The organism is Nonlabens sp. Asnod2-A12 (assembly GCF_045063745.1).
GTDB lineage: Bacteria > Bacteroidota > Bacteroidia > Flavobacteriales > Flavobacteriaceae > Nonlabens > Nonlabens xylanidelens.
In genome coordinates, this window is record NZ_JBEFOB010000003.1 from 1,934,988 (window position 1) to 1,958,101 (window position 23,114).

Genomic DNA, 23,114 nt, shown 5'->3' on the forward strand with positions numbered 1-23,114 from the left:
AATTTATTTATTGGTATTAAATACATCTTCTATTATTCTTGCCTGTCTTCTTTTAGATCTAGTAGAACTACCAGAAGCAGGAGCTGCGTACATATTTCTTGAGCACACTCTCCAAGATCTAGTCTCTGGCATGTGTAGCATTAAGTGGGAATATGCTCCCATATTTCTAGGTTCTTCTTGTGCCCAAACGACATCTTTAGAACCGTACTTTTTAATAATTTCTTGCATTTGATCTACTGGCAGTGGGAACAATTGTTCTAGTCTTACCAGTGCCACATCGGTACGGTTATTTTCTTCTCTATATTCTAATAGATCATAATAGAATTTACCAGAAGTGAATACTAATGTTTCCGCTTTCGCGAAAGCGTCACCATCAACATCTATAACTTCTTGAAAATGCCCGTTCTCAAATTCAGACACCGTGCTTACCGCTTTAGGATAACGCAACAAAGATTTAGGAGTAAAAACAACAAGAGGCTTGCGGTAATTCACTTTCATCTGGCGGCGCAATAGGTGGAAAATGTTTGCTGGCGTTGTACAGTTTGCCATAAACATATTATCCTTGGCACAAAGCTGTAAATAACGTTCTATACGCGCACTGGAGTGCTCTGCTCCCTGACCTTCATAACCGTGTGGCAATAATTTTACCAAACCGTTTTGATTTTTCCATTTATCTTCTCCAGCACTTATGTACTGGTCCATCATAATTTGTGCACCATTTGAGAAATCACCAAATTGTGCTTCCCAAATCGTTAATGTTTTAGGTCGTGCCAGTGCATAACCATATTCAAAACCTACCACACCATATTCAGAAAGGTGTGAGTTATAGATATACATTTGTCCTTTTACATCAAGATTGTTGTGCAAGATAAACTCGTGCTCATTATTCTCTGATTTGACCACTGCGTGACGGTGAGAAAAAGTACCTCTTTCTACATCCTGACCACTCATTCTTACATTAAAACCTTCTTGCATTAAAGAACCATAAGCTAGATGTTCTCCCATAGCCCAGTCCAGTCGGTCTTCATCAAACATTTTCTGACGTGTTTCTACAATCTTCTTTATTTTTCTAATGAAGTTGCGATCTTCTGGCAGCTTAGAAATAGTCGCAGTTATTTCTTCTAGAATTTTGCGATCTACACCAGTTTCTACCTGTTGCATCATTTCCACTTCCGTCGCTTGTTCAAAACCATTCCACTCATCTTGCATGAATGGTGTGATGATGGTATTTTCCATCTGGCGAGAAGTAGCAAGTTCTTCTTCTAGACGTTCTTTATATTGCTTTTCTAATTCTTTTACTTTAGAATTATTTATAATTCCTTCTTTAAGTAATCTGTCTGCATAAATATCACGTGGATTTTTATGCTTTCCTATCGCTTTATATAATTGTGGTTGTGTAAAACGAGGCTCATCACCTTCATTATGACCATATTTTCTATAACCTAATAAATCGATAAATACATCACGACCAAATTCCATACGGTAATCTAGTGCAAAATTCATCGCATGAACTACTGCCTCAGCGTCGTCTGCATTTACATGCAATACTGGAGATAGTGTCACCTTTGCAATATCAGTACAATACGTACTAGATCTTGCGTCTAGGTAATTAGTGGTAAAACCTACTTGGTTATTTACAACTAAGTGAATAGTACCTGCAGTTTTATAAGCGTCTAGTTGTGCCATTTGCACTACTTCATACACGATTCCCTGACCAGCAATTGCTGCATCACCATGTAATACAATAGGTAACACCTTAGAAAAATTCTCAGGCGTGTGCATATCTTGTTTTGCACGTGTAATACCTTCTACTACCGCACCTACTGTTTCTAAGTGAGATGGATTAGGTACGATATTAATGTTGATATCGTTACCATTATCGGTTTTTCTTTTACTTGTATATCCTAAGTGATACTTTACATCACCATCAAAAATATCTTGCTCGTAGTCTTTACCGTCAAATTCTGAAAAGATATCCTTTACAGGCTTTCCAAAAATGTTAGTCAACACATTTAAACGACCACGGTGAGCCATTCCTAAAACAAATTGATCCACACCTTTATCTGCTGCGTTTTCTATCAACGCATCTAGTGCAGGAATTAAAGACTCGTTTCCTTCTAGAGAAAAACGTTTCTGTCCTACATATTTAGTATGAAGAAATGATTCAAAAGAAACAGCTTCATTAAGTTTCTTTAAAATCTGTATTTTCTCTTCCTTATTAAAAGTAGGATGGTTATCATTTTTGTGCAACCAGTTTTGTATCCACTTCACCTCATCTGGCTTACGTATATACATGTATTCTACACCTATACTCTCGCAATAGATTTTAGTTAAATGAGCGACTATGTTCCTAAGAGTAGTTTTACCTACGCCTATTAACTCGCCAGAATCAAAAACGGTATCTAGATCACTATCAGAAAGACCGAAGTTGACCAGATCTAGTTTAGGTTCATAATTACGTCTATCTCTTACAGGATTTGTTTTAGTAAACAAATGACCTCTTGTACGATAGGCATCAATTAATTTAACTACTTGAAATTCTTTTTGCACATTTTCAGGCACCGCAACCGGTGTTCCTGAGTGCTCTACTATAAGATCACCCTCGTGGGCGCTCTCCATACCAAAGTCAAATCCTTGAAAAAAAGCACGCCATGACGGCTCTACTTGATCAGGATTAATTAAATATTCGTCGTAAAGTTGTGCGAACTGAGCAGTGTGAGCTGCATTGAGAAATGAAAACTTGTCCATATATGGAAGGAAATTTATCCTTTTTATCAATTGTTATGGCAAAAATAAAGAAATACGTTGTCATGGCATAAGGTTTTGTATATTTATAACACTACAATTTGTTAATCATTCTATCATGAAAACCTATTATTTTAAAAACATTATCATATTATCATTATTCGGTCTGTTTTCTTGCATTTCTTTCAGTCAGAATCAAAATGAATCCGAATTTTGGAAAAAAGTCCGATTTGGAGGAAATGTAGGCGCAAACTTTGGAAATAGCTACACATCTATATTAATCGCACCACAAGCCATTTATCAGGTAAATCAGTTTGTTGGTCTAGGTGCTGGTCTCAATTATAGCTATTCAGAATTTGATCCTAACAGTAATTCTAGCGTACAAGGTTATAAATCTAACATTGCTGGTGTTAGTTTAATAGCTATTGCGCAACCGCTAGATTTTCTCCAAGTTAGTGGAGATTTTGAATATTTACATGTGAATAGAAACTTTGATAATCCTGCTTTTGATGACACCTACTGGGTGCCTGCCTTATTTTTAGGCGCAGGATATCAACAAGGTAATTTTGTAATAGGTGCTCGATATGATGTCCTATATAATGATCGTAAAAGTGTGTATCAAAATGGCATACAACCATTTGTTAGGGTGCTGTTTTAATGAATTGATTTATAATTATACGGAGTTACTGCCTCAATCTAAATTGAATTTTACTCCATTCCCTCATAATAAAACCTAGAATAATACCTTGTTCTAGGTTTTTTTCTTGCACATCTGCCAGGTAATATAATTGTTGCAATTTAGGATCACTATCTTCTATTGCCTCGTTTAATAAAGAAACTAGAGCATCTAGAAATTCCTTAGGTTCATTAATTTCTATAGACTCATAACCAGATCGCTGTAAATCTTTATTTACCTGACTCTTGTACACCATAAAAACATGATGCCTATCTTCTAATTTATCTTGTAAAATGGTAAGCTTTTCTGACATATGTTGACTTTAAAGATTCAAATTTAATAGGTTACTAACACAAGTCCATTATTTTATTTCTTATTCTTGATTTATAATTTGTTTACGCTTTCGCGAAAGCGAGAAATAACAAAATCCATCTCAAGATGTCTACTTGATCATCGAGATACTTAAAAGAAGTAAACGGACTGACTTACTAAAGGACTTCCACCCATGCGGAAGATTTCATGACAAAAAAAGAATTACTCCATATCGCCGAATCCTACTTTGAGACCCAAGGCTGGAAAGCTTTTCCGTTTCAAAAACAGACTTGGGATGCTTTTCTATCTGGTAAAAACGGACTGCTCAACGCACCTACTGGTAGTGGTAAAACCTACGCACTTTGGGTAGGAATAGTTCTTAGTTATATTAAATCAAACCCAGATTATAAAACCAAAAATAAAAAAGGGTTAAAAGCGATCTGGATCACACCTTTAAGATCGCTATCTCAAGAAATAGCACAAACTTCGCAAAAATTTGTGGACGGTATAGGCTTACCATTTACGGTAGGAATAAGGTCTGGTGACACTACCACAAAAGAAAGGGCTGCGCAAAAAAAAGCCATGCCCGATTTGTTAATTACCACTCCAGAGAGCTTGCATTTATTGCTTGCCACTAAGGATCATGTAAATGTATTTAAAGATTGTAACGCCATTATTATTGATGAATGGCACGAACTACTAGGCACCAAACGTGGTGTACAAATGGAACTAGGCCTCTCTAGACTCTCAGGAATTAACAAAAACCTGCGTATATGGGGAATTAGTGCAACTATAGGAAATCTAGAACAAGCTAGACAGGTTTTATTAGGAGTGGATTCTTACCGCTATGACAATAGTGTACTCATCAAAGCAAATCTTAAAAAAGAAATAGAAGTACGCTCCATCATTCCAGAAACGATGGAGAAATTTCCATGGCGTGGTCATTTAGGATTGCATCTACTTGAAGATGTTGTAAAGATTATCAACAAAAGTAAATCAACACTGATTTTTACCAATACCAGAGCGCAATGTGAATTGTGGTTTCAGGCACTGATGCACAAACATCCAGAATTTGCTGGTGAGGTAGCTATGCATCATGGATCCATCAATAAAGAAACACGTATTTGGGTAGAAAATGCTATTAGAAACGAGTCTCTGAAAGCTTGTGTTTGCACTTCTTCACTAGATTTAGGAGTTGATTTTGCACCTGTAGAAACCATCATTCAAGTAGGAAGTCCCAAAGGTGTTGCTCGTTTTTTACAACGCGCAGGAAGATCTGGTCACCGACCTGGAGTAACGTCGGTTATTTACTTTTTACCTACACATGCGTTAGAACTTATAGAAGCGAGCGCTTTACAGGTGGCCGTTAAAACCCAAGCTGTAGAGGACAGACTGCCTTATCTAAATTGTTATGATGTACTTATTCAGTATTTATGCACGCTAGCGGTTTCTGGAGGTTTTTATCCTGATCATATATATCCAGAGGTAAAAGCTACTTTTTGTTATCAAGAACTTACTTATGAAGAATTTGAATGGTGCTTGCACTTTATAGTTTATGGTAGTGCTTCATTAGAATCTTATGATGAGTATAAAAAGGTCTCCATAGATGAGGATGGTCGTTATTTTATAAACGATCGCGGTATCGCCATGCGACATCGTTTACAAATGGGAACCATAGTAACAGGAACTAGTATTACTGTAAAATATGCTACTGGCGGTTACATAGGCTCTATAGAAGAGTATTTTATAAGTCAATTATCACGTGGTGATGTATTTGTATTTGCCGGTCGTACTCTAGAATTTGTGCGTTTAAAGGGAATGGTAGCACAAGTGCGTAATTCTTCAAAGAAAAAAGCAAAGGTTACCAGCTGGATGGGTAGCCGCATGCCATTAACCTCTCAATTAGGTGAATTACTAAGAGAAGAAATGCAGCATTTTCAAAGCGGTAAAAAGAGAACTCCAGAGGTAAAAGCGCTCAAAGACATTATTAATAGACAACAGCAAGAAAGCATTGTACCACAGAATCATGAATTCTTGATAGAAACGTTTAAAACTAGAGAAGGATACCATTCGGTATTTTATCCTTTTGAAGGTCGATTAGTTCACATGGCTATGGCAGGACTCCTGGCTTATCGCATGAGTTTATTACAACCTATTAGTTTTACGCTAGCTTATAACGATTACGGTTTTGAAATATTAAGTGACCAAGAATTTGATATGCAAAATGTGCTGGACAACAACCTCATCACATCAGACATGATTCTTGAGGATCTAGAAGCCAGTGTCAATGCCACTGAGCTTGCCAAAAGGAAATTTAGAGATATCGCTGTTATTTCTGGATTAGTATTTACCGGCTATCCTAACAAGGCAGTAAAAGTAAAACACCTGCAAAGCAGCAGTCAGTTGCTCTTTGAGGTATTTAGAGATAATGAACCTGATAATTTACTTTACCGTCAGGCATACACAGAAACCTACGAGCAAGAAATAGAAGAATATCGCTTGCGAGAAGCTTTTGAACGTATTGAAAACCAAACGATAGTATGGAAAGCTTGTAAACAACCTACTCCATTTTCATTTCCTATAATTACAGACCGCTTACGCGAAAAGTTATCTAGTGAAAAGCTCACCGATCGTATTAAGAGAATGCAGATTAAGTGGGAATAAAAACTAAACCGGTCTATATCCCTTACGAGTTTTCACTCCTATTAATCGCATTTCTTCTTTAAGAACTGATACTTGATCTTCAAAGGTTTTTCTATTTTCTTGTGCTTTATTACCTATGCGACCATATCTAGTAATGATATCAAATCCATCTACAGAAATTTCCCAAAACTTGTTACTAGAACCTTCTGAGAATTCATAACGTTTAAAGATTAAATTGCTACTAGATTTTTCTTCTTTTTTAGGTTTCAAATCCTCATCAAGTTCTAATAGATCTTTCTTTTCCTGAGGTTTTGCAGCTGGTAATTCTTCATTTACAGTAGATGAAATCTGCTCTTCAATTGGAGTCTCTAATTCGTTTTCAGATTTGTTCTCTAGTTCATTTTCAAGTTCGAGTTCCGTTTCGAGTTCAAGTTCACCTTCTAACCTTTGCATGATTTTTTCCATCACACGTTCTGGTTGTTCTAACCAGTCTTTGCTATAAACATGTTGCAGTTTCCAGCCGAATGCTCTTAGAACATCTGGTTTCTGACAGTATTGCTCCAAGATATTATCAGTTGCATAATGAGTAGAACGGTCTATTAATATCGCAAGTTTATAAGAAGTCGCCTCGTTTTCGCGCACAGCGATATCACATTTAAAATGAGATTGCCCAACGGCATCGTCTATCGTATAACCTTTGGCTTCCAGCTTTTCTTTCAACTGATTAATAATAGGCAGACGTTTAGTTTTCTCTGCTTCATCTTCGTGAGCATGTAAACTATCGAGAACAGAATTGGCCGCCATTAACTGACCATCAGATGTATGTTTTGCATACTTCAAGAACTTCTTAAAGTAATTTGCTCCTTCATTATAATCGTTCTTGATATTTTCTGCTTGTATAGAAGAAACGATCATCATATTTTGCTTTGCTCTTGAAAAGATAACATTAAGCCTCTTCTCACCACCGCGTCTATTAATAGGTCCAAAGTTCATAAACATCTTGCCTTGGTTATTAAACCCATAACAAATACTCATGATAATTATATCACGCTCATCACCCTGAACATTTTCTAGATTTTTGACAAATAAACCTATGAATTGATCTTCTTCTGTACGCTGGTATTCTTCTTCTAATTGTATACCGAATTGAGGGTCTTCTAACGCTAGTTTATCGAGAGCACTCTCTATCTCACTTTGTTGATCCATAGAAAAAGCTACAATACCTATACTTTTTTTAATGTCATTCATTAAGAAAGTACGTACCAAGTTTGCGATATAAGCAGCCTCATCTTTATTAGTACGTTTATGGTAAATAGCATTTTCCATATAATGGTAACTGATGCTGCGGCTCAAAACATCTTTATAATCGATTTCTTGATCTGGATCTATTATAGGTGCTAGTGGCTCAATACCAGCATTAGGTATGCGACTATCTGGTATAGTAAGTAGGTTTCTTTTATAGAATGCGGCATTACTAAAACTTATTAAACTCTCCCGACGGCTGCGGTAATGCCAGCCTAACATTACAGAACTCAATTTACGAGCCCCTTGATTTAATAAACTATCTGCATCGAGACTTATACCTATTTTTTCTTCTGTTTCTTCTTCGTCTTCTTCTTGATCGGTAACATTTGCACTGAAAAAGTTAGTAGGCGGCATTTGCATCTCATCTCCTACAATTATAGTTTGATGAGTTCTGAAAAGTGAAGGAACACCTTCTTCTACCGTGATTTGAGATGCCTCATCATAAATAACCACATCAAAAATAGATGTATCAATAGGCATAGAATCACTAACACTAAGCGGACTCATTAACCATACTGGTTTAAGTGTAGTCATAATATCTTGGGCATCTCCAGTCGCAAGTTCACGTATAGATTTATAACGCATGCTCTTACCGAATTCATTTTCTAGAATCCTGCGCGATGCATTGTATTCCTTTTTAAGAACTTTCTCTTGTTCTGTTAACTGTGCAGCCACAGACTCTGTAATACGCACTTTATTTAAGAATTTATCTCTAATCTTAGAACGTATAAATGCGACATTAGAATCGTAATAACTATCTAATAGCGAGCTTATTTTACGCACCGAATTCCCTAAACCATCTTCACTAGATTGAGAAAAAACAGGATCCTTTTCATAAACCTCTTTTACAGATTTATATGCGGTGTGAAAAGCAATATCATCTGTTTGCCAGTCTCTAGTACGTAAGTTCTCTTGCATCTCTGTACTCAATCCATGAAGTTGCTCTATATAAGGAGCAAATAACCCAAGAGTATGTACAGCAGCTCTTCCACGCTGTAATTGATCTTCTATTTGTACTAGCGTTTGTGCTCCATGATTAGAGAACAGACCTTCTAAATGATTATACAACTCATCAAATTGAGATTTAAAACTTAATAAGGAACGCACATAAGAAGTATGATCTCTAGTCGTCCATGCTTTGATAATATGATCTGGATTATCTTGCTGCTCTTGAATCCACTGATAATCTGTTACAAAATTAGTAAGACCAAATCTTTGTGCTGCCTCTTCTCGCTGCTCCTCTAACCGCTCTAACGCTTCATATTCTTCATTAAGCGATTTAAGCACACTACTTATTTCTGGTTTTATCTGGTGGGCATTAAAATTATAAGAAGCTTTTACCTGTCCTTTTAATTTATACCAGCCCGGATTTAGAAATTTAAAGAAACTACCGTCTAACTTCTTCCATTTTTGGAGAGCTGTCTTTGCGTCTGTATCATCAAATTTTTGAGTCCAGTTTTCATTCTCTTCTGTAAGTCGCTCGTGCAGTCTTCGCTGTTTCTCTAATTTTCTATTCAGGTTATCTAACTCTGACGCGGCGATGGTTTTTTTATCAAAAATACCTAAAGAATCACGCTCTACTATTCTCGCTACTTTCTCTGCAAAATCAAATTCTTGATGCCACGCCTCTATAGATTGTTCTTTTACCTCAACTTCTTGTTGATCTAACAGTTCTACCAGGGCATCTAATCCATCTGTAGCTTTTTCTATCTTCTCAAGCACCTCTCCTTTTACATTAGATGCCTGTAATATTTCTACAGCAACACCATTTAACGCGTAGTTTGCAATAGAACTGCCGTGGTCATTAAGCTTTACTTGCGAGATAAATTCTGTGATCCACGTTTCATTATCTGCCCATTCTTTATAAAAAGGTACATAAATCAACTCTTGATCTGAGAGCATTTCCTTTTCTTGATAATAAGCGATCAATACTTGATATAAATCGTATAAAGGCGGCTCACCATCTCGCATATTTATATGAAACTTTTCTAATTTACCTAGATGTGTTTCTATTTCTTGGATGGTTTTATCTCGCTTTCGCGAAAGCGTGCTCGTATTCATATTCTTTTTCATGAAAGCCTCATACGTATCTTTGAGGTTCATGATAAAAGCTTTTTTATCGGTTTGAGAATCGTGAATTAAGCAACACAACTCATCTAATTTTTTATTTTTTAAACGGTGAAAAACTACATCTAACGCTGCACGCTTTTCACAAACGAAAAGTACTTTTTTATCTCTTGCTACATAGTCTGCTATCAGGTTAGTAATCGTTTGTGATTTACCTGTTCCTGGTGGTCCTTGAATGATGTAATTCTCTCCAGATCGTGCTTTTAAAACCGCTTGCGATTGTGTTGGGTCGGACTGTATAATAGGATACAACTCTTCTAGACTGGTTTTTTTATAAGCGTCTAGATTAATATTTTTAGGCTGATCGCTGAAGAGCTCATCAAAAACATCATCTTTAATATCTGCTTTTAAGATCTCAGAATAATCACGTACAAGACTCATTTTACGGTATTTAAAATTACCTAGAGTCATGTTGCAAGTATCCACTTCCCACACCAGCGGATTCACCTTTCCATCGTTATCGGTATGGTAAAAACTACGCCTGCGCTCTGCAACAGCAAGATCTGTGTAGGGATTAATGTCTTCGTTAATGATGTATTCTAACTGGTTGTGTTTTTTGGCAATTAGATTGTTGAAAATTGCGAGACCTAACGGCTTCACATTTTCAGCGTCATAAGAATAGTCATAACTGCGAGTGCTTAAACCAGAATTACGGTTATTAAGTTTACGCTTTTTAAGTTTAAAGTTGCGTTTTGCAATTTTATGTATGAGCTGTATTTTAGGCTTATCGCGCCATTGTAAATCTATTCCTGTGCCGCCTAGAGCAATCTGGTTTTTTATACTTTGTACCAGCTCTTCTATGCTACTCGTTTCTAGATCTACAAAATCTGGCAAATCTATGTCATAAAGATCCTTGAGGTAATAACTCAAGACAGGATTCACCTCGGCCTCTGTATCATTTACCGTTAATTCATACTTATCTTTTATTCCCTTCTTTTTTGTGATAGAAACTGGCAGTAATAAAAGTGGCGAACTTATACGCTCGTCTGCGCTTTCTTTAAAATTATACCAGTGTAAAAATGCGACTACAACACGCAGCTGATCAAAACCGTATTCGTTCTTACTCTTGCGCGCTTCTAATCGTATTTTATTAAGTGCTGGAGATAAAAATCTATTTTGATCTATGTCTAGATAACGGTTAAGATTTATCTTTTTCTTGCTTATAAATTGAGTCTCTATATGACTATTCCAAAATATTAAATCTTTCTCATTGATATTCTTATAGTCCAACAACATAGGTACAGAGGACTCTGTAAGGTTTAAAAAACCACCTCGATCATTAAAATAGAGTAATTTATTTCTTCTAGAGATATCAAAGAGTCTGCGTTTTAATTTATCGAGAATATAACTGCCACGATCCGACAGATTTAGATTTCTAAAACCTTCTGTATCGGTAAGATCTACATAGTTTTCTGGATTAAAATCACGATAATTTTTAAGCTTTGCTATTATTTCTTCTAGACTAGGCGCACGATCTTCTCTATAAAGTGGTGTCATCTCCCTAATTACATGATGTATAGTAGGGTGCAAGTTTTTATTATAAAAATAAAGTCGCTCTCTGTTTTCTACAAAACGCTCTAACTCTTCTACATCTCTAAAATCTATACCATAGGCTACACTAGCTAGTATAAAACCTAATGTAAAAATCTCGGTAATAGGATCGTAATGACCAGTTTCAAAATCCCAGGTTTTATAATGCGGTAAGTATACTGGTTTTGAAATAGGAACATCTAGATCTTTATGAATCGCGTCATGATCATAAAGTCTATCACCATAATCATCTGGAGCATCTAATGGGTCGAGAGAACTTACCTCTTTATAATTTACACTTACCTCAACCGCATAACGTTGTTTAGGCTTCTTGAATACTTTATTAGACTGTGTGAAATTTTTTCCTTCAGATTCTGTTACCAGTATGCGACCGTTATAATCAATAGAATCGATAGAATAAATACCTAAAACTAGATTGCGCTCTCTAAGAAAATGTGCTTTTTCTAAAAGTGGTAATACTCTAGCTATAAAATCTGGTGTCGTGCTGCCTCCATGTTCTTTGACCTCATCTAGCAGACTGAAAAAACTTGCTTTATAATCACTCATTGTCGTAAATACTGCTATCTTGGTTCTCGGTTACAAGGCTCAAATCATTCATAGCCTCTTCCTTTAATTTCTTGAAATCTCTAATAGTCAGTTTTAACTCCTTTCTTAGAATACGCTCGTAATCTTCTTTTAACTCTAACAATTCTGACACCTCCAAAGTATGCGCGAGCGGTAATTTTTCTAGTGCGCTATCTATTCTAGCAAAGTCCAATAAGAGATAACATAAATAACTCTTAGTACTAGGTGTGGTGTGTTTCAGCTTTCGCGAAAGCGAACTCGTATCTATCTTTTCACTTCTATTAAAGTCTGGAAAAAACTGTTGTGCTAGATTCATCACAGCATTAGAATTGATCCATTGAGGCCTTAAAATAAGCTGTATAAAGTCAGATGTTAATGCTCGAGTCTCTTCTTGTTCAAAAATATCTAAGCTATTGATATCCCACTTCCCTTCTATTAACTTGTGTAGTTCATCTTCATAATCTTTAGAATTGCGTGCTTTTAAATCTAGAGCAATACTGCGCAAGTAGGATTCTGGGTGTGTTTGCTGGTTAGTAGATTCATCTTCCTGACTTATGATTTCTTTGGCCTGGTCTAGGTAACTTTGTGCATTTACGTCTGCCAGCCCTGTATTTAATTTGATGAGCATTTGTATAACCGTGTAGTGTTCTCTACAAGATTTAAAAGCACCTGTATCACAAAAAAGCTCGAGGTACAGTTGAAAAATACGTGCCGTTTCTATGATGCTATCCTCACTACGAGAGTCGTTTGCTAGAGCAAGAACTATACGTTGTGTCACCTCATAATCTCCATCTTCTATTTTAAAGAAAAGGTAGTGCGAGAGCTCGTGAGCTATTAAGGCCTTTAACTGTTTATCATCTAACAACTGTAAAACATTACCAGAAAAAACAATATGCGCTTCTCTCTCAATTACAGAAATACTTGCATTTACTTGTAGACTGTTGTTCTCTTGATAGAAAGTGACTTGTGCATCGATATTTAGGTCTTTACAAATAGCGTCAGATACACGGTATAAATTTGCATGACTATCTAGATCTAGACGGTAAGTGTTTTTAAGCAGATTCTTTTTAAAAGACTCTACTTGTTGTGCTTTAACCTTCTCGTCTTTAAACCATTGCCAGGTTTTCTTGCGACTTTTTAAATGGTCTCTTAGTTTTTTATGGTATGGAAAAGGTTCTAAAAGTGCCTTTTTATCTATTGCAACGTCGTCAGTCATTCAATTATATTATGTATTTCCCCTAGGCTTTAAAGTTAAGGAAAACGACGATGATTTTATTAATTGCTCTTATCAAAAATGGTGTAACGAATACCCCTCTTTGTTATAGGAGCTTATAGTTTATTTTTTTAATTGTAAAGTATCGATAAGAGTCGATATTTGATCTTCAATACTATAAGGACTTTGCATTCTAAAATATGTATCGTTTTCAATTTCGAAAAGCCTTCCTAGGTAAAGAGCAAAAAAATCTGGATCCAGATTTTTTTCATCATAAGCCGACTTGAATTTAGGATACATTTTTCTTCTAATATTAGGCTCAAAAGAATGATGAACCACTAAGGCAGGAATCATAGATTGAGATTCATTGAACACCTTTTTACTAGGATAATCATAGTTATCTAGATACCATTTGATTTTAGACAAATTAACGTCATCTGCTTCATCCATTCTATCGTAGTAGGCTTTTTCACTTAATTCAGTTTCAGATAAACCTTCTCTTACTTGTTGGTCAGATTCAAACACCTCTTGAAGAAATGCTTTTCTATCTTCCATAGTTTTCAATTCTTCTCCAATAAACGTTTGTGCAGTTTCTTTTTGCTGGCAAGAGCTTAAAGTTACTAGTAAAACTAGTGCAAAAATGACTTTTTTCATAAGGCAACTTTTAATACCTAAATATAAAAAGGGTGGAATTAACTCCACCCTTTTTTAATTATAAATAATATTTTCTTTTACTCTTCTTCTTCTACATATTCAGGATATAAAAATGCGTTATAAGGAAAACGCTTCACGTGAATCTCACGTACACGATCATATACTTTCTTACGGAAATCATCCATATTTTCCTTTTCGGTAGCTGAAATAAAGATCACGTTTTCACCCATTTTTGCCATCCATGTTTCACGCCATTCTTCTAATGAGTAATGAGCAGAAGTACGCTCTTCCATTAAATCAGTTTCGTCATAATCTTGAGCCTTATAAGCATCAATTTTATTAAAAACCATAATCATAGGCTTATCGGTCGCGTCTATTTCTCCTAAAATTCTATTTACAGAAGCAATATGATCTTCAAAAGATTCATGGGATATATCTACAACATGAAGCAGTAAATCAGATTCTCGGACTTCATCTAACGTCGATTTAAAAGACTCTACCAGCTGTGTAGGCAGTTTTCTTATAAACCCTACCGTATCTGTCAATAAAAAAGGCATGTTGCGCAGCACTACTTTGCGTACCGTAGTATCTAATGTTGCAAAGAGTTTATTTTCTGCAAATACCTCACTTTTTGCAACGGTATTCATCAACGTACTTTTTCCAACATTTGTGTAACCGACTAACGCTACACGAACTAATGCACCACGATTACCACGTTGTGTGGACATTTGCTTATCGATGGTCAGGAGTTTTTTCTTAAGTAACGTGATGCGATCGCGTACAATACGTCTATCGGTTTCTATTTCAGTTTCTCCAGGACCACGCATTCCTATACCACCTTTTTGTCTTTCAAGGTGTGTCCATAATCCTACTAATCGAGGTAAGAGGTATTCATATTGTGCCAGTTCTACTTGAGTACGTGCATAACTGGTTTGTGCTCGTTGTGCAAATATGTCTAGAATCAAATAGGTTCTATCAATAATTTTTGCCTCGAGAATTTTTTCAATATTCTTTTGCTGAGATGGAGAAAGCTCATCATCAAAAATAATGGTACCTATGTTATGTGATTGCACATAGGCTGCGATTTCTTCCATTTTACCCTTTCCTACAAAAGTCTTAGGATTGGGTTTTTGCATTTTTTGATGAAAACGTTTACTAACGGTTGCACCAGCGGTATAAGCTAGAAACTCTAACTCATCCATGTATTCATTAAGCTTATCTTCATTTTGTTGTTGAGTAACAACACCTACGAGGATTGCTTTTTCGTATTCGTGATTTTCTAATTCTAACATAAAGATTTTTAGACTATAACAAAGATACTTTTTTCCCTTAAAGCGAGCATACTATTTAATAAGAGCTTATGAAATGAAAAAAGTCGCATTACCAGCTGATAATGCGACTTTTAAAATAGATAAAACTTTAATTAGTTAGCTAAAATTTCTTTAGCATTAGTAATCGCCGTCATCGTGTGATCTCTTAATTCTTTAATCTCTACTACTTCTTGTTCTAAAACTGGCATTTTTTTATCAAGATCAGCTTTAGTCTCTGGAGATGGTTCACCATAAGGAAATTTCTCAGAATAGTCTGCCATCCAGTCCATCATACCGTCGTGAGATGCTTTTAAGTTACCTGCAGTTGCATCTAACTTCATTAATTGATCTTCACTTAACTCAGCTCCTTCTTTACTAGCAACTAGTTCTCCTTTAAGCTCCATAAGCTCTCCCATTTTAGGCATGATCTCGTCATGTACATCCATGGCCTCAGTCATAAGAAGGTCGTAGGCTTCTATTTGCTTTTGTAATGCTATCTCTTCTTTACTAGGCTCGTTCTTACATGAGGCAAGAGTTAGAACAGCTAGTAATAAAATATAAATTGAATTTTTCATAGTTTTTCTTTCAAAGTTAATGGAATAACTACAATCTAATCAATAGATTGTAGTTATTCTAGATATAAATTAAAATGCGTATTGCAATCCTGCAGTAAACACGTCTTGATTCTTAAGTTGTACACCGTTAAATTCTTGTACAATAGGTAAGCTATATTCTAAGCCTAATCTAAAACCTTTTAATGATCCAGAAGGCGCATAAAGATTAACACCTAGCCCACCATTTAACCAGCTACCACCAGAATTGCGAGTGTCTGCTGTAATAACCATAAGCGGATTCAAGTCAGGGTTTGCGCCATCAATATCCTCTACCTTAACTGCCTCTATACGAGTTGACACGCTTAACCAGTCCGTTGCCTTGTAAGCAGCCCAGTTATTCCAGTTTAAACGATCTCCTAGCGTATAACCATTATCGTTATCGCTGAATCTTTTTTCACCTCTCATTTGAGAACCCCAAGAAAAATTCTTGCTTTGTCCTAAATAAGTAACAGCAAGAATACCGCTATAAGTACCACTACCTACCTGCATAGGATAAGGTAAAACTACATCATTACCCATACTCGCAGGAATCACATCTTCATTATCGATAGAACCTGTAGGAATAGAAACTCCTAACTGTGCATGAAGTCTATAAGTAGGCTTCTTAAAAAACTGGTATAAAGCTGACAGTGATGTATCTCCTAATCCACTAGACTCTGTAGTAAAAGTACCACCCATAGCAGTTAAATGCTCCATGCTCATATCCATATACATAGTCATTGCCATAAGCGTTAACTTATCTGTAGGTGCATACATAGCACCTAGCATATGCATATTCATGGTCATCTCTGTAGGAGTAACCATATAATCGCCACCGTTAGGTAGTAAAACACTCTCAAAAGAAACATCTTCACTACCTCTTTTTAAATCCTTCATAGTAGTTGTGGCAAATCTATAAGAGAACATAAATTCTCCCTTAGCATGTGTATGGTCACCCATTACATTAATAGGCGCATGACCATCTGGTCGGTTACCATTGTAAGTATGTTCTGTAGATGTTGTGTTGTTATCGCTTTGCGCGAAAGCTGACATACCAGCAAGCAGTACAGCTATAAATTGAAATTTTTTCATAGTAATATATTTCTACTCACGCCTATTTCTTTTTAGAGGCATAAGTAATTAAGAGAATATCCCATCAAAGCGATGGCATAGAATAAGTAAAACTGAAGTAATTAAGAAAGTAACCTAGGAGGCGGATTGTAACTCCAAGACCTAGAGTACCTGTAAGAATTATGATAACTGAAGTTATTATGAATATGAGTACTGAAAACAGGTGTCAAATAATCATTATCTATTACCTGAAAAAAAATAGGGTAAAAAGCATTTGCCAGCTGTACAGTCTTAGAATTTGTACCAGCGTCTTCTTGAGCAGCTAGTGTAATTTGCTTGTTTAGATGGCACTTACCATTGCATTTTAATTGCGGTCTTTCTTTATTCACGCAATACTTTGCCACTATCACATCTATATTCATTTGAAAATAGAGATAATAACTCGCCTGATATGCTGGTCGCATGGCAAAAGTCATTAACATTAAAATTGCAAAAAGTGATTTGATAAAATACTATTTATTGCAAAGATAATTGACAGTAAGTAGTCGTTAAAATAAATGTGTTTTAAATTTCAAATAGATGTAATTCTATTCACCTTACTAAGACTTATTTTTGAAAATACTATAAAATAATCTAAAACAACACTTCATTGTTTCCTATAGCTTATCATTCTATCTACCAGCATGTGCTCCCAGACAGACATCGCTTTCCCATGATTAAGTATGAATTGTTAACTCAACAATTACTACATGAAGGAACAGCTACTGCTTCAGACTTTTTTGAGCCTAGCAAACTATGTCCTGATATAGATGTCTTAAGAGTTCATACCGATCAGTATCTTAAAGATTTAAAAGAGCTTACTTTAGATAAGAAAGCTATAAGAAAGACCGGATTTCCATTCAGTGCATTATTGGTAGAACGTGAGTTGAGAATTGCCCAAGGCACCATAGATGGCTGCATCAAGGCATATGATCACCGCATCGCTATGAATATAGCAGGAGGCACACACCACGCTTATACCGATCATGGAGAAGCATTCTGTCTATTAAATGACCAGGCTATCGCTGCAAGGTATTTGCAACACCACCATCTTGCTGATAAAATTTTAATTGTAGATCTAGACGTGCATCAAGGAAACGGCACTGCTCAAATATTTCAAAACGATGACAGTGTTTTTACATTTTCCATGCATGGTGCGGGAAATTATCCATTTAAAAAAGAACAATCAGATTTAGACATTGCTGTACCAGATGGATCAGGTGACGACTATTATCTCAACGAACTTAAAAACACATTACCAGATCTCATCCATCAAGAAAAACCAGATTTCATATTTTACCTATGTGGTGTAGATGTCCTAGAGAGTGACAAATTAGGTAGATTAAGTATGAGTCTAGAAGGTTGTAAAAGAAGAGATGAATTTGCGTTGTCCGCTTTCGCGAAAGCGAGATCACAAAATAACTCTTTCCCACCTATACAATGCAGTATGGGCGGCGGTTATTCACCAGAAATTAAAACCATTATCGAGGCACATGCCAATACTTTTAGAGCAGCACGAGAGATTTTTATGTAAAACCTCTCTTAATCCAGTTGGTTAATCATTTATTTGAGCCAACCTTTACTTTTAATACTACGAGCAAATAACCAAAGTGCCACTGATAATACAGGGACAATTATAAAGAAAGTACGGTCTGCAGTTTCCATCATGTTCCATGCATCTACAGAAAGGTCATAAATTCTACAAATTACCACGGCTAGTAAAGAGATTAAAGCTAGCATAACGGCTTGTTTTCTTTTAAACAATAACCCTACACAACAAAACACACCTGCAAATACCGCTATTCCATATGCCCAAGTATACCAAATCGGGAAGCTGGTATAAAAAGCGACTTGCTCGGCAGTATAATTCTCCATAAGAGTTTCTGTACTTCCCATAGCCTCGGCAGTCCATGCGCCGACACCCATAAGATTCCAAACTAGAAAGAGGATCGTCACGATCCAAAACCACATTTTAGGTTTAGTAGAGTAAGCCATAAGTTAAATATTTAAAGGTTAAGTTATAAATTTAATATATTCTTACTTAAACAACTAAAATACTAACTATTATTAATATTAAAGAACTAGTGACTACATATACTGTATTTAAAGAACAAAATAAATCTATCAGTTTCTTCTATGTTAAAAATTAAATTTTGTAGAAAATAAAAGTTTTGGCACTTTCTTTGACTTAAGATATGCGAACTTTGCAAAAGCATCGTTAACTACATTATGAAGACCAGACTGCCTTTTATTTTTCTATTTATTTTCATCACCTTTTTGAGCAATGCTCAAGAAAAAGAGACTACAGTAGAATTGCCATTAACTGATAATTGTAAAGTATTATTAAGTAGCAAATTAGATTTTCTAATCAATGGGAGTTTTCAAGATGAATCTAGTCTAAGAAAAGAAATAAGCCGTCTAAAGGAGTGTGGTTTAGATGAGTTTGATGTAAAATTCTTTGGCCGCATGGAGTCTATGTCTGCCATGTTGCGCAAGATGACCAAAGAGAAGCAAATAGAACAACTGACTTTTGAAGACTTATTTACTCAAATAGAAAAAATTAAAGCAACAAGCGGATTCAAACAAGTAAAGAAAATTACTTTACTATCTGAAACTCTTGCCACGCGCAAAGGAAGTCTCAAAAACTGGAATAAAGACATCAACCTTTTTCAAGAATTAGGCGCTTCAAAAAATGTGATAGGACAGGTTTATGAATATTTAGAATCTCACCCTGATAATACTAAAACGTATCAAGAGATTTTAGAATCTTTTAAAAAGTAATCCTGTTTCACAATAATAGATTGTTAATTAAAGCGTTTAAAATGAGAGTATAGAACTAACTAAAAGAATTTAATTAACGCATGTGGTACCATAAAATCAATCTCTGGTTCACCTGGCGAGTAATGCTCTACAATAGTTGTTTTTCATTTTTGAGTCTAGCACTTGCTAGGTCTATTACAGACTATTACACTACCATATTCATATTTCTTACTGCTGGATTTATAGTCGGTATTATAGGGCAACGTATTATTCATAAACGTGAAGAATACGTTTTTCAAAACCTAGGTATTTCTAATTTCCAACGCTACACTTTTGCCTACGTAGCACATTTAGTAATTGCTATAATAGCTGCATTATTAATCGCTCTAATTGAGTTGCTATATGTCTAGACTACGTGTACAAACAAACAACTCTAAAAATAGTTTTTGGCAAAAAAATGCCTTGTTGTCCCATATAGATTTAGCATTAGAAAAAAATAAAGTCCTAGGTCTGTTAGGTAGAAATGGCTGTGGAAAATCTACCTTAATGAATATCATTTTTGGTAAATTAAAAGTAAACGCTGTAGCGCATTACGACGGAAAAGCTATCCAATTAACAGATCATTTAAAACACCAACTTGTAGCCTATTTACCTCAAGAACCATTTATGGTAGGGTCTGTTACAGTAGTAGATGCCGTGCAAATGTGGTATCCAGATCCTGAAGATCAAGATAAGATCTTATATGAACCTATGATTCATAAGATGCATCATGTAAAAGTAAATTCGCTCTCACTAGGAGAGAGAAGATTTCTTGAATTCATGCTAGTCATACACACCGAAAGACCATTTATTCTACTAGACGAACCTTTTTCTATGCTCGCCCCACTTCAAATAGAACGTGTGAAAGAAATTATCAAAACAGTAAAACCTAGAAGAGGTATTCTGATGAGTGATCATTACTATGATAACGTACTCAAGATGTCAGACTCTTGTTATATCCTTAAAGAATCTACTCTAGTAGCTGTGGAAAATGAAGAGGATTTAAAAAACAATCTTTATATATAAGCTTAAACCAAAGTGCTATGAAGTCTTTTCACCTCGGCAAAAGTATTTCTATGCAATTTTACATTAGGCTTACTCATATGACTGTACTCTGTAAGAAGCTCTTCTATAAGTTCCTTTGCTGCCTCTGGCTTCTTGCGATCTATTAAAAATTGAGCTAAAACTAGTCGCTCTGGATAGTGAGAATATCTAACATCGAGAGATCTCAATTGCTTTTCGGCATTATTTAACTTACCTAATTCCTTATAAGATAACCCAAGAAAGAAATGAACCTTGGACGCTCTTAACTCTGAATTGGGTTTTAAAGATCTAGCGACCTCGATAACCTTATTATAGTTTTTAAGATGATAATGAGTTATCACTAGTTGCTCTTGTACATAGGCATCATCCTTATGAGCACCGCCCAAAACAGTCTCATAATTATCTAATGCTTTTTGATATTCTTGTTTATTAAAATAAGCATCAGCTAGTGCAACACGATTTGCAAAGGTGTCAGAAAACTTCACTTTATTAATAAGGTCGTTAATCTTTTTAGTCGGATTAATGACTGTAGTAATCTCGTCGGTAATTACTTTAGCGTCATTCTTCTTAAGTACATTAAGCACTAGATAAATAAGACTCCCTATAACCGGAAGAAGAAATATGATCGCATACCAATATACTTCACTTCTATTCTTATAGGCATGATAACAGCAAAATATCTGTACCGCAACAGTTAGATAATAAAAAATCATTTCTCAAGAATTAAATGCAACTGATTACTAAGACTACTTATTACGCTTTTCCCAATTCTTACGAGCAAGTTGTTGCATGTCTTCTACTTTATCACTCTCGTCCATAATCTCAAGACCTAACATACTCTCTATAACATCTTCCATAGTAGCTACACCTTGAATACTACCAAAATCATCTACCGCAAGTGCGATGTGTTCTTTAGTAGCGATCATGGTTTCAAATAACTGTGGGATAGGCAAACTAGCAGGCACCATCGTGATTTCCCTTTTTAGGTCTTCAAGTGTATTTGCAGGTTTGTCATTAATAATATCAGACAGTATATGATCCTTAAGAACATACCCTTTAATATCATCTCTATTTGCACCGAATATAGGAATACGAGAAAATCTCAAATCTTGATTTTGATCAAAGAAATCTCTAATAAGAGTAGTTTGTGGCGCCATAAACATAACCGACCTAGGAGTCATAATATCCTGCACCATAATGCTATTAAAATTCATTAAACTTTTAATGTACTGACCTTCTGTAGGTTCAAAAACACCTTCTTGTTCTGCTGTTTCAGTTATGGCAACAAAATCCTCACGAGTCATTGAATTCATGTGCGCACTTTTACCGATAGCCTTAGTTGTTAATTGGAGCACCCATAAAATTCCAGTCCATTTCAATGGGAAAATCATAAAATTAAGAGCACGCGTAGTAAAACCAGCAAGACCTTTCCAGTAGGTTGCTCCTATGGTTTTAGGTATAATTTCAGAAACTACTAGAATTAATACCGTCATAATTGCTGACACCACACCTACTAATGGAATTCCAAAAACGTCAGCACGATAACCTTCTCCTACTAATGCTTCAGCTTGTACACCGACTAGAATAGCACCTACCGTATGCGCTAGTGTGTTTAAAGTAAGAATAGCGATTAATGGTTTATCCACATCTTCTTTTAAGATTTTCAAAGAAGAAATATAAGAAGCACCTTCCTGCTCCTTTACCTTTACAAATGTTCCTGTGACACTTAACAAAACTGCTTCTAGTATAGAACACAGAAATGAAAAGAAAATAGAAACAACGGCATAGATAATAAGTAATGTCATGATAAGTTGATTTGATCACGTAAAAATAAACAATTCTACTGCTGTGATTATTAATTTGTTATTAAGACCTGATTTATTAGTCCTTTTTAATCTGTTCCCATGTTTTTCTGTTGATAGAGTAAACTAAAAAACGATCGGTAATTGTACTATCTATATAGTCAGACTCTAGAGACATGCCGTTGTGCAAAGCAACTTTTATGGAACCTATATTATCTTCATGAATTACAGAAACTAGACTGTTACCAAAATTCTTATCGTATCCTCTTTCAAATGCTAGGTCTCTCAACCTTACTGCAGCCTCTTTTGCAAATCCCTGTTTCCAGAAATGAGGTAAAATAGAATATCCTACTTCTAGTCTTTTTAATCCATTTACAGTCTGGACTAGTAAACCTGACTGACCTATAAATTCATTAGTCTCTTTATGTATCATCACATTCATACCACTAGTACCTTTATCATATCGCCAGAAAGCTTTTTCAAACCACACATCACATTGTTCTTGAGCGGTCAGACCTTGCTTCATCCCTAGAAACCGACCGGTATCCTCTTCTTTAAATATAGATAACCATGTTTGATAATCTTCTCTCTTTAAGAGTCTGAAAGTAGAACGCACCGTAGATTCTCCTGTAAGTAGGTAGTTCATATTATAAATCGATAAAAGTA

General features: G+C 35.5%; 19 protein-coding genes. 6 read left to right on the plus strand and 13 right to left on the minus strand.

Features of this window, described 5'->3' with window-relative positions; translation table 11 throughout:
- Positions 1–3: 3 nt before the first annotated feature.
- Complete coding sequence (locus ACJJVJ_RS08840; protein WP_405369923.1) at positions 4–2,748, minus strand: 2-oxoglutarate dehydrogenase E1 component; 2,745 nt, start codon at positions 2,746–2,748, stop codon at positions 4–6.
- Positions 2,749–2,863: 115 nt separating this feature from the next.
- On the opposite strand from ACJJVJ_RS08840, the gene ACJJVJ_RS08845 reads away from it, so the two are divergent.
- On the plus strand, positions 2,864–3,403 hold the full coding sequence (locus tag ACJJVJ_RS08845) for an alpha-ketoglutarate decarboxylase (protein ID WP_405369924.1): 540 nt from the start codon (positions 2,864–2,866) through the stop codon (positions 3,401–3,403).
- Between the two features lie 25 nt (positions 3,404–3,428).
- Here the strand turns inward: ACJJVJ_RS08845 and ACJJVJ_RS08850 are convergent, their stop codons facing one another.
- Entirely contained in the window at positions 3,429–3,734 is a 306-nt protein-coding gene (locus ACJJVJ_RS08850; RefSeq protein ID WP_104514458.1) for a hypothetical protein, read from the minus strand.
- A gap of 206 nt (positions 3,735–3,940) precedes the next feature.
- Here ACJJVJ_RS08850 and ACJJVJ_RS08855 point away from each other — a divergent pair, with 206 nt between their 5' ends.
- Entirely contained in the window at positions 3,941–6,397 is a 2,457-nt protein-coding gene (locus ACJJVJ_RS08855; RefSeq protein ID WP_405369925.1) for a ligase-associated DNA damage response DEXH box helicase, read from the plus strand.
- 3 nt (positions 6,398–6,400) lie between these two features.
- Here ACJJVJ_RS08855 and ACJJVJ_RS08860 read toward each other — a convergent pair whose 3' ends face one another.
- The 7 genes from ACJJVJ_RS08860 to ACJJVJ_RS08890 all read right to left on the minus strand — a co-directional run bounded on the left by ACJJVJ_RS08860 (position 6,401) and on the right by ACJJVJ_RS08890 (position 17,240).
- Positions 6,401–11,905 carry an AAA domain-containing protein gene (locus ACJJVJ_RS08860; RefSeq protein WP_405369926.1) on the minus strand — a complete coding sequence of 1,835 codons (5,505 nt, stop codon included), beginning with the start codon at positions 11,903–11,905 and terminating at the stop codon, positions 6,401–6,403.
- Positions 11,898–13,139, minus strand: coding sequence for a M48 family metalloprotease (locus ACJJVJ_RS08865; RefSeq protein ID WP_405369927.1), 1,242 nt, complete (start codon positions 13,137–13,139; stop codon positions 11,898–11,900). The genes ACJJVJ_RS08860 and ACJJVJ_RS08865 overlap by 8 nt, the downstream gene beginning before the upstream one ends.
- A gap of 120 nt (positions 13,140–13,259) precedes the next feature.
- On the minus strand, positions 13,260–13,790 hold the full coding sequence (locus ACJJVJ_RS08870) for a membrane lipoprotein lipid attachment site-containing protein (protein ID WP_405369928.1): 531 nt from the start codon (positions 13,788–13,790) through the stop codon (positions 13,260–13,262).
- Positions 13,791–13,867: 77 nt separating this feature from the next.
- A complete protein-coding gene (hflX, locus tag ACJJVJ_RS08875) occupies positions 13,868–15,082 on the minus strand; it encodes a GTPase HflX (RefSeq protein WP_104514453.1) in 1,215 nt (404 codons plus the stop codon).
- 131 nt (positions 15,083–15,213) lie between these two features.
- Positions 15,214–15,675, minus strand: coding sequence for a hypothetical protein (locus ACJJVJ_RS08880; RefSeq protein ID WP_405369929.1), 462 nt, complete (start codon positions 15,673–15,675; stop codon positions 15,214–15,216).
- 69 nt (positions 15,676–15,744) lie between these two features.
- Complete coding sequence (locus tag ACJJVJ_RS08885; RefSeq protein WP_104514451.1) at positions 15,745–16,785, minus strand: transporter; 1,041 nt, start codon at positions 16,783–16,785, stop codon at positions 15,745–15,747.
- Between the two features lie 101 nt (positions 16,786–16,886).
- Positions 16,887–17,240 carry a hypothetical protein gene (locus tag ACJJVJ_RS08890; protein ID WP_405369930.1) on the minus strand — a complete coding sequence of 118 codons (354 nt, stop codon included), beginning with the start codon at positions 17,238–17,240 and terminating at the stop codon, positions 16,887–16,889.
- Positions 17,241–17,413: 173 nt separating this feature from the next.
- On the opposite strand from ACJJVJ_RS08890, the gene ACJJVJ_RS08895 reads away from it, so the two are divergent.
- Positions 17,414–18,337 carry a histone deacetylase gene (locus tag ACJJVJ_RS08895; protein ID WP_405369931.1) on the plus strand — a complete coding sequence of 308 codons (924 nt, stop codon included), beginning with the start codon at positions 17,414–17,416 and terminating at the stop codon, positions 18,335–18,337.
- A 29-nt stretch (positions 18,338–18,366) separates the two neighbouring features.
- On the opposite strand, the gene ACJJVJ_RS08900 is transcribed toward ACJJVJ_RS08895, so the two are convergent.
- Complete coding sequence (locus ACJJVJ_RS08900) at positions 18,367–18,798, minus strand: hypothetical protein (RefSeq protein ID WP_405369932.1); 432 nt, start codon at positions 18,796–18,798, stop codon at positions 18,367–18,369.
- Positions 18,799–19,032: 234 nt separating this feature from the next.
- Here ACJJVJ_RS08900 and ACJJVJ_RS08905 point away from each other — a divergent pair, with 234 nt between their 5' ends.
- The 3 genes from ACJJVJ_RS08905 (at position 19,033) to ACJJVJ_RS08915 (ending at position 20,628) form a co-directional block, all read left to right on the plus strand.
- Positions 19,033–19,584 carry a hypothetical protein gene (locus ACJJVJ_RS08905; protein WP_405369933.1) on the plus strand — a complete coding sequence of 184 codons (552 nt, stop codon included), beginning with the start codon at positions 19,033–19,035 and terminating at the stop codon, positions 19,582–19,584.
- A gap of 80 nt (positions 19,585–19,664) precedes the next feature.
- The gene (locus ACJJVJ_RS08910; protein WP_405369934.1) at positions 19,665–19,973 is read left to right on the plus strand and encodes a hypothetical protein; all 309 of its coding nucleotides are present in this window, start codon (positions 19,665–19,667) and stop codon (positions 19,971–19,973) included.
- On the plus strand, positions 19,966–20,628 hold the full coding sequence (locus ACJJVJ_RS08915; RefSeq protein ID WP_405369935.1) for an ATP-binding cassette domain-containing protein: 663 nt from the start codon (positions 19,966–19,968) through the stop codon (positions 20,626–20,628). Before ACJJVJ_RS08910 ends, ACJJVJ_RS08915 begins: the two co-directional genes overlap by 8 nt.
- 2 nt (positions 20,629–20,630) lie before the next feature.
- On the opposite strand, the gene ACJJVJ_RS08920 is transcribed toward ACJJVJ_RS08915, so the two are convergent.
- The 3 genes from ACJJVJ_RS08920 to ACJJVJ_RS08930 all read right to left on the minus strand — a co-directional run bounded on the left by ACJJVJ_RS08920 (position 20,631) and on the right by ACJJVJ_RS08930 (position 23,094).
- Complete coding sequence (locus ACJJVJ_RS08920; RefSeq protein ID WP_405369936.1) at positions 20,631–21,359, minus strand: hypothetical protein; 729 nt, start codon at positions 21,357–21,359, stop codon at positions 20,631–20,633.
- A gap of 33 nt (positions 21,360–21,392) precedes the next feature.
- On the minus strand, positions 21,393–22,451 hold the full coding sequence (locus ACJJVJ_RS08925) for a CNNM domain-containing protein (RefSeq protein ID WP_405369937.1): 1,059 nt from the start codon (positions 22,449–22,451) through the stop codon (positions 21,393–21,395).
- A 76-nt stretch (positions 22,452–22,527) separates the two neighbouring features.
- The gene (locus tag ACJJVJ_RS08930; RefSeq protein ID WP_405369938.1) at positions 22,528–23,094 is read right to left on the minus strand and encodes a GNAT family N-acetyltransferase; all 567 of its coding nucleotides are present in this window, start codon (positions 23,092–23,094) and stop codon (positions 22,528–22,530) included.
- Positions 23,095–23,114: the final 20 nt, after the last annotated feature.

What these genes read in the sequence shown, in the direction of transcription:
- ACJJVJ_RS08865 (WP_405369927.1), bottom strand. Translation starts at nt 13,139, where the DNA reads ATGACTGACGACGTTGCAATAGATAAAAAGGCACTTTTAGAACCTTTT.
- ACJJVJ_RS08880 (WP_405369929.1), bottom strand. Translation starts at nt 15,675, where the DNA reads ATGAAAAATTCAATTTATATTTTATTACTAGCTGTTCTAACTCTTGCC.
- ACJJVJ_RS08885 (WP_104514451.1), bottom strand. Translation starts at nt 16,785, where the DNA reads ATGAAAAAATTTCAATTTATAGCTGTACTGCTTGCTGGTATGTCAGCT.
- ACJJVJ_RS08870 (WP_405369928.1), bottom strand. Translation starts at nt 13,790, where the DNA reads ATGAAAAAAGTCATTTTTGCACTAGTTTTACTAGTAACTTTAAGCTCT.
- ACJJVJ_RS08910 (WP_405369934.1), top strand. Translation starts at nt 19,665, where the DNA reads ATGTGGTACCATAAAATCAATCTCTGGTTCACCTGGCGAGTAATGCTC.
- hflX (WP_104514453.1), bottom strand. Translation starts at nt 15,082, where the DNA reads ATGTTAGAATTAGAAAATCACGAATACGAAAAAGCAATCCTCGTAGGT.
- ACJJVJ_RS08850 (WP_104514458.1), bottom strand. Translation starts at nt 3,734, where the DNA reads ATGTCAGAAAAGCTTACCATTTTACAAGATAAATTAGAAGATAGGCAT.
- ACJJVJ_RS08890 (WP_405369930.1), bottom strand. Translation starts at nt 17,240, where the DNA reads ATGACTTTTGCCATGCGACCAGCATATCAGGCGAGTTATTATCTCTAT.
- ACJJVJ_RS08915 (WP_405369935.1), top strand. Translation starts at nt 19,966, where the DNA reads ATGTCTAGACTACGTGTACAAACAAACAACTCTAAAAATAGTTTTTGG.
- ACJJVJ_RS08920 (WP_405369936.1), bottom strand. Translation starts at nt 21,359, where the DNA reads ATGATTTTTTATTATCTAACTGTTGCGGTACAGATATTTTGCTGTTAT.
- ACJJVJ_RS08930 (WP_405369938.1), bottom strand. Translation starts at nt 23,094, where the DNA reads ATGAACTACCTACTTACAGGAGAATCTACGGTGCGTTCTACTTTCAGA.
- ACJJVJ_RS08860 (WP_405369926.1), bottom strand. Translation starts at nt 11,905, where the DNA reads ATGAGTGATTATAAAGCAAGTTTTTTCAGTCTGCTAGATGAGGTCAAA.
- ACJJVJ_RS08905 (WP_405369933.1), top strand. Translation starts at nt 19,033, where the DNA reads ATGAAGACCAGACTGCCTTTTATTTTTCTATTTATTTTCATCACCTTT.
- ACJJVJ_RS08900 (WP_405369932.1), bottom strand. Translation starts at nt 18,798, where the DNA reads ATGGCTTACTCTACTAAACCTAAAATGTGGTTTTGGATCGTGACGATC.
- ACJJVJ_RS08925 (WP_405369937.1), bottom strand. Translation starts at nt 22,451, where the DNA reads ATGACATTACTTATTATCTATGCCGTTGTTTCTATTTTCTTTTCATTT.
- ACJJVJ_RS08840 (WP_405369923.1), bottom strand. Translation starts at nt 2,748, where the DNA reads ATGGACAAGTTTTCATTTCTCAATGCAGCTCACACTGCTCAGTTCGCA.
- ACJJVJ_RS08845 (WP_405369924.1), top strand. Translation starts at nt 2,864, where the DNA reads ATGAAAACCTATTATTTTAAAAACATTATCATATTATCATTATTCGGT.
- ACJJVJ_RS08855 (WP_405369925.1), top strand. Translation starts at nt 3,941, where the DNA reads ATGACAAAAAAAGAATTACTCCATATCGCCGAATCCTACTTTGAGACC.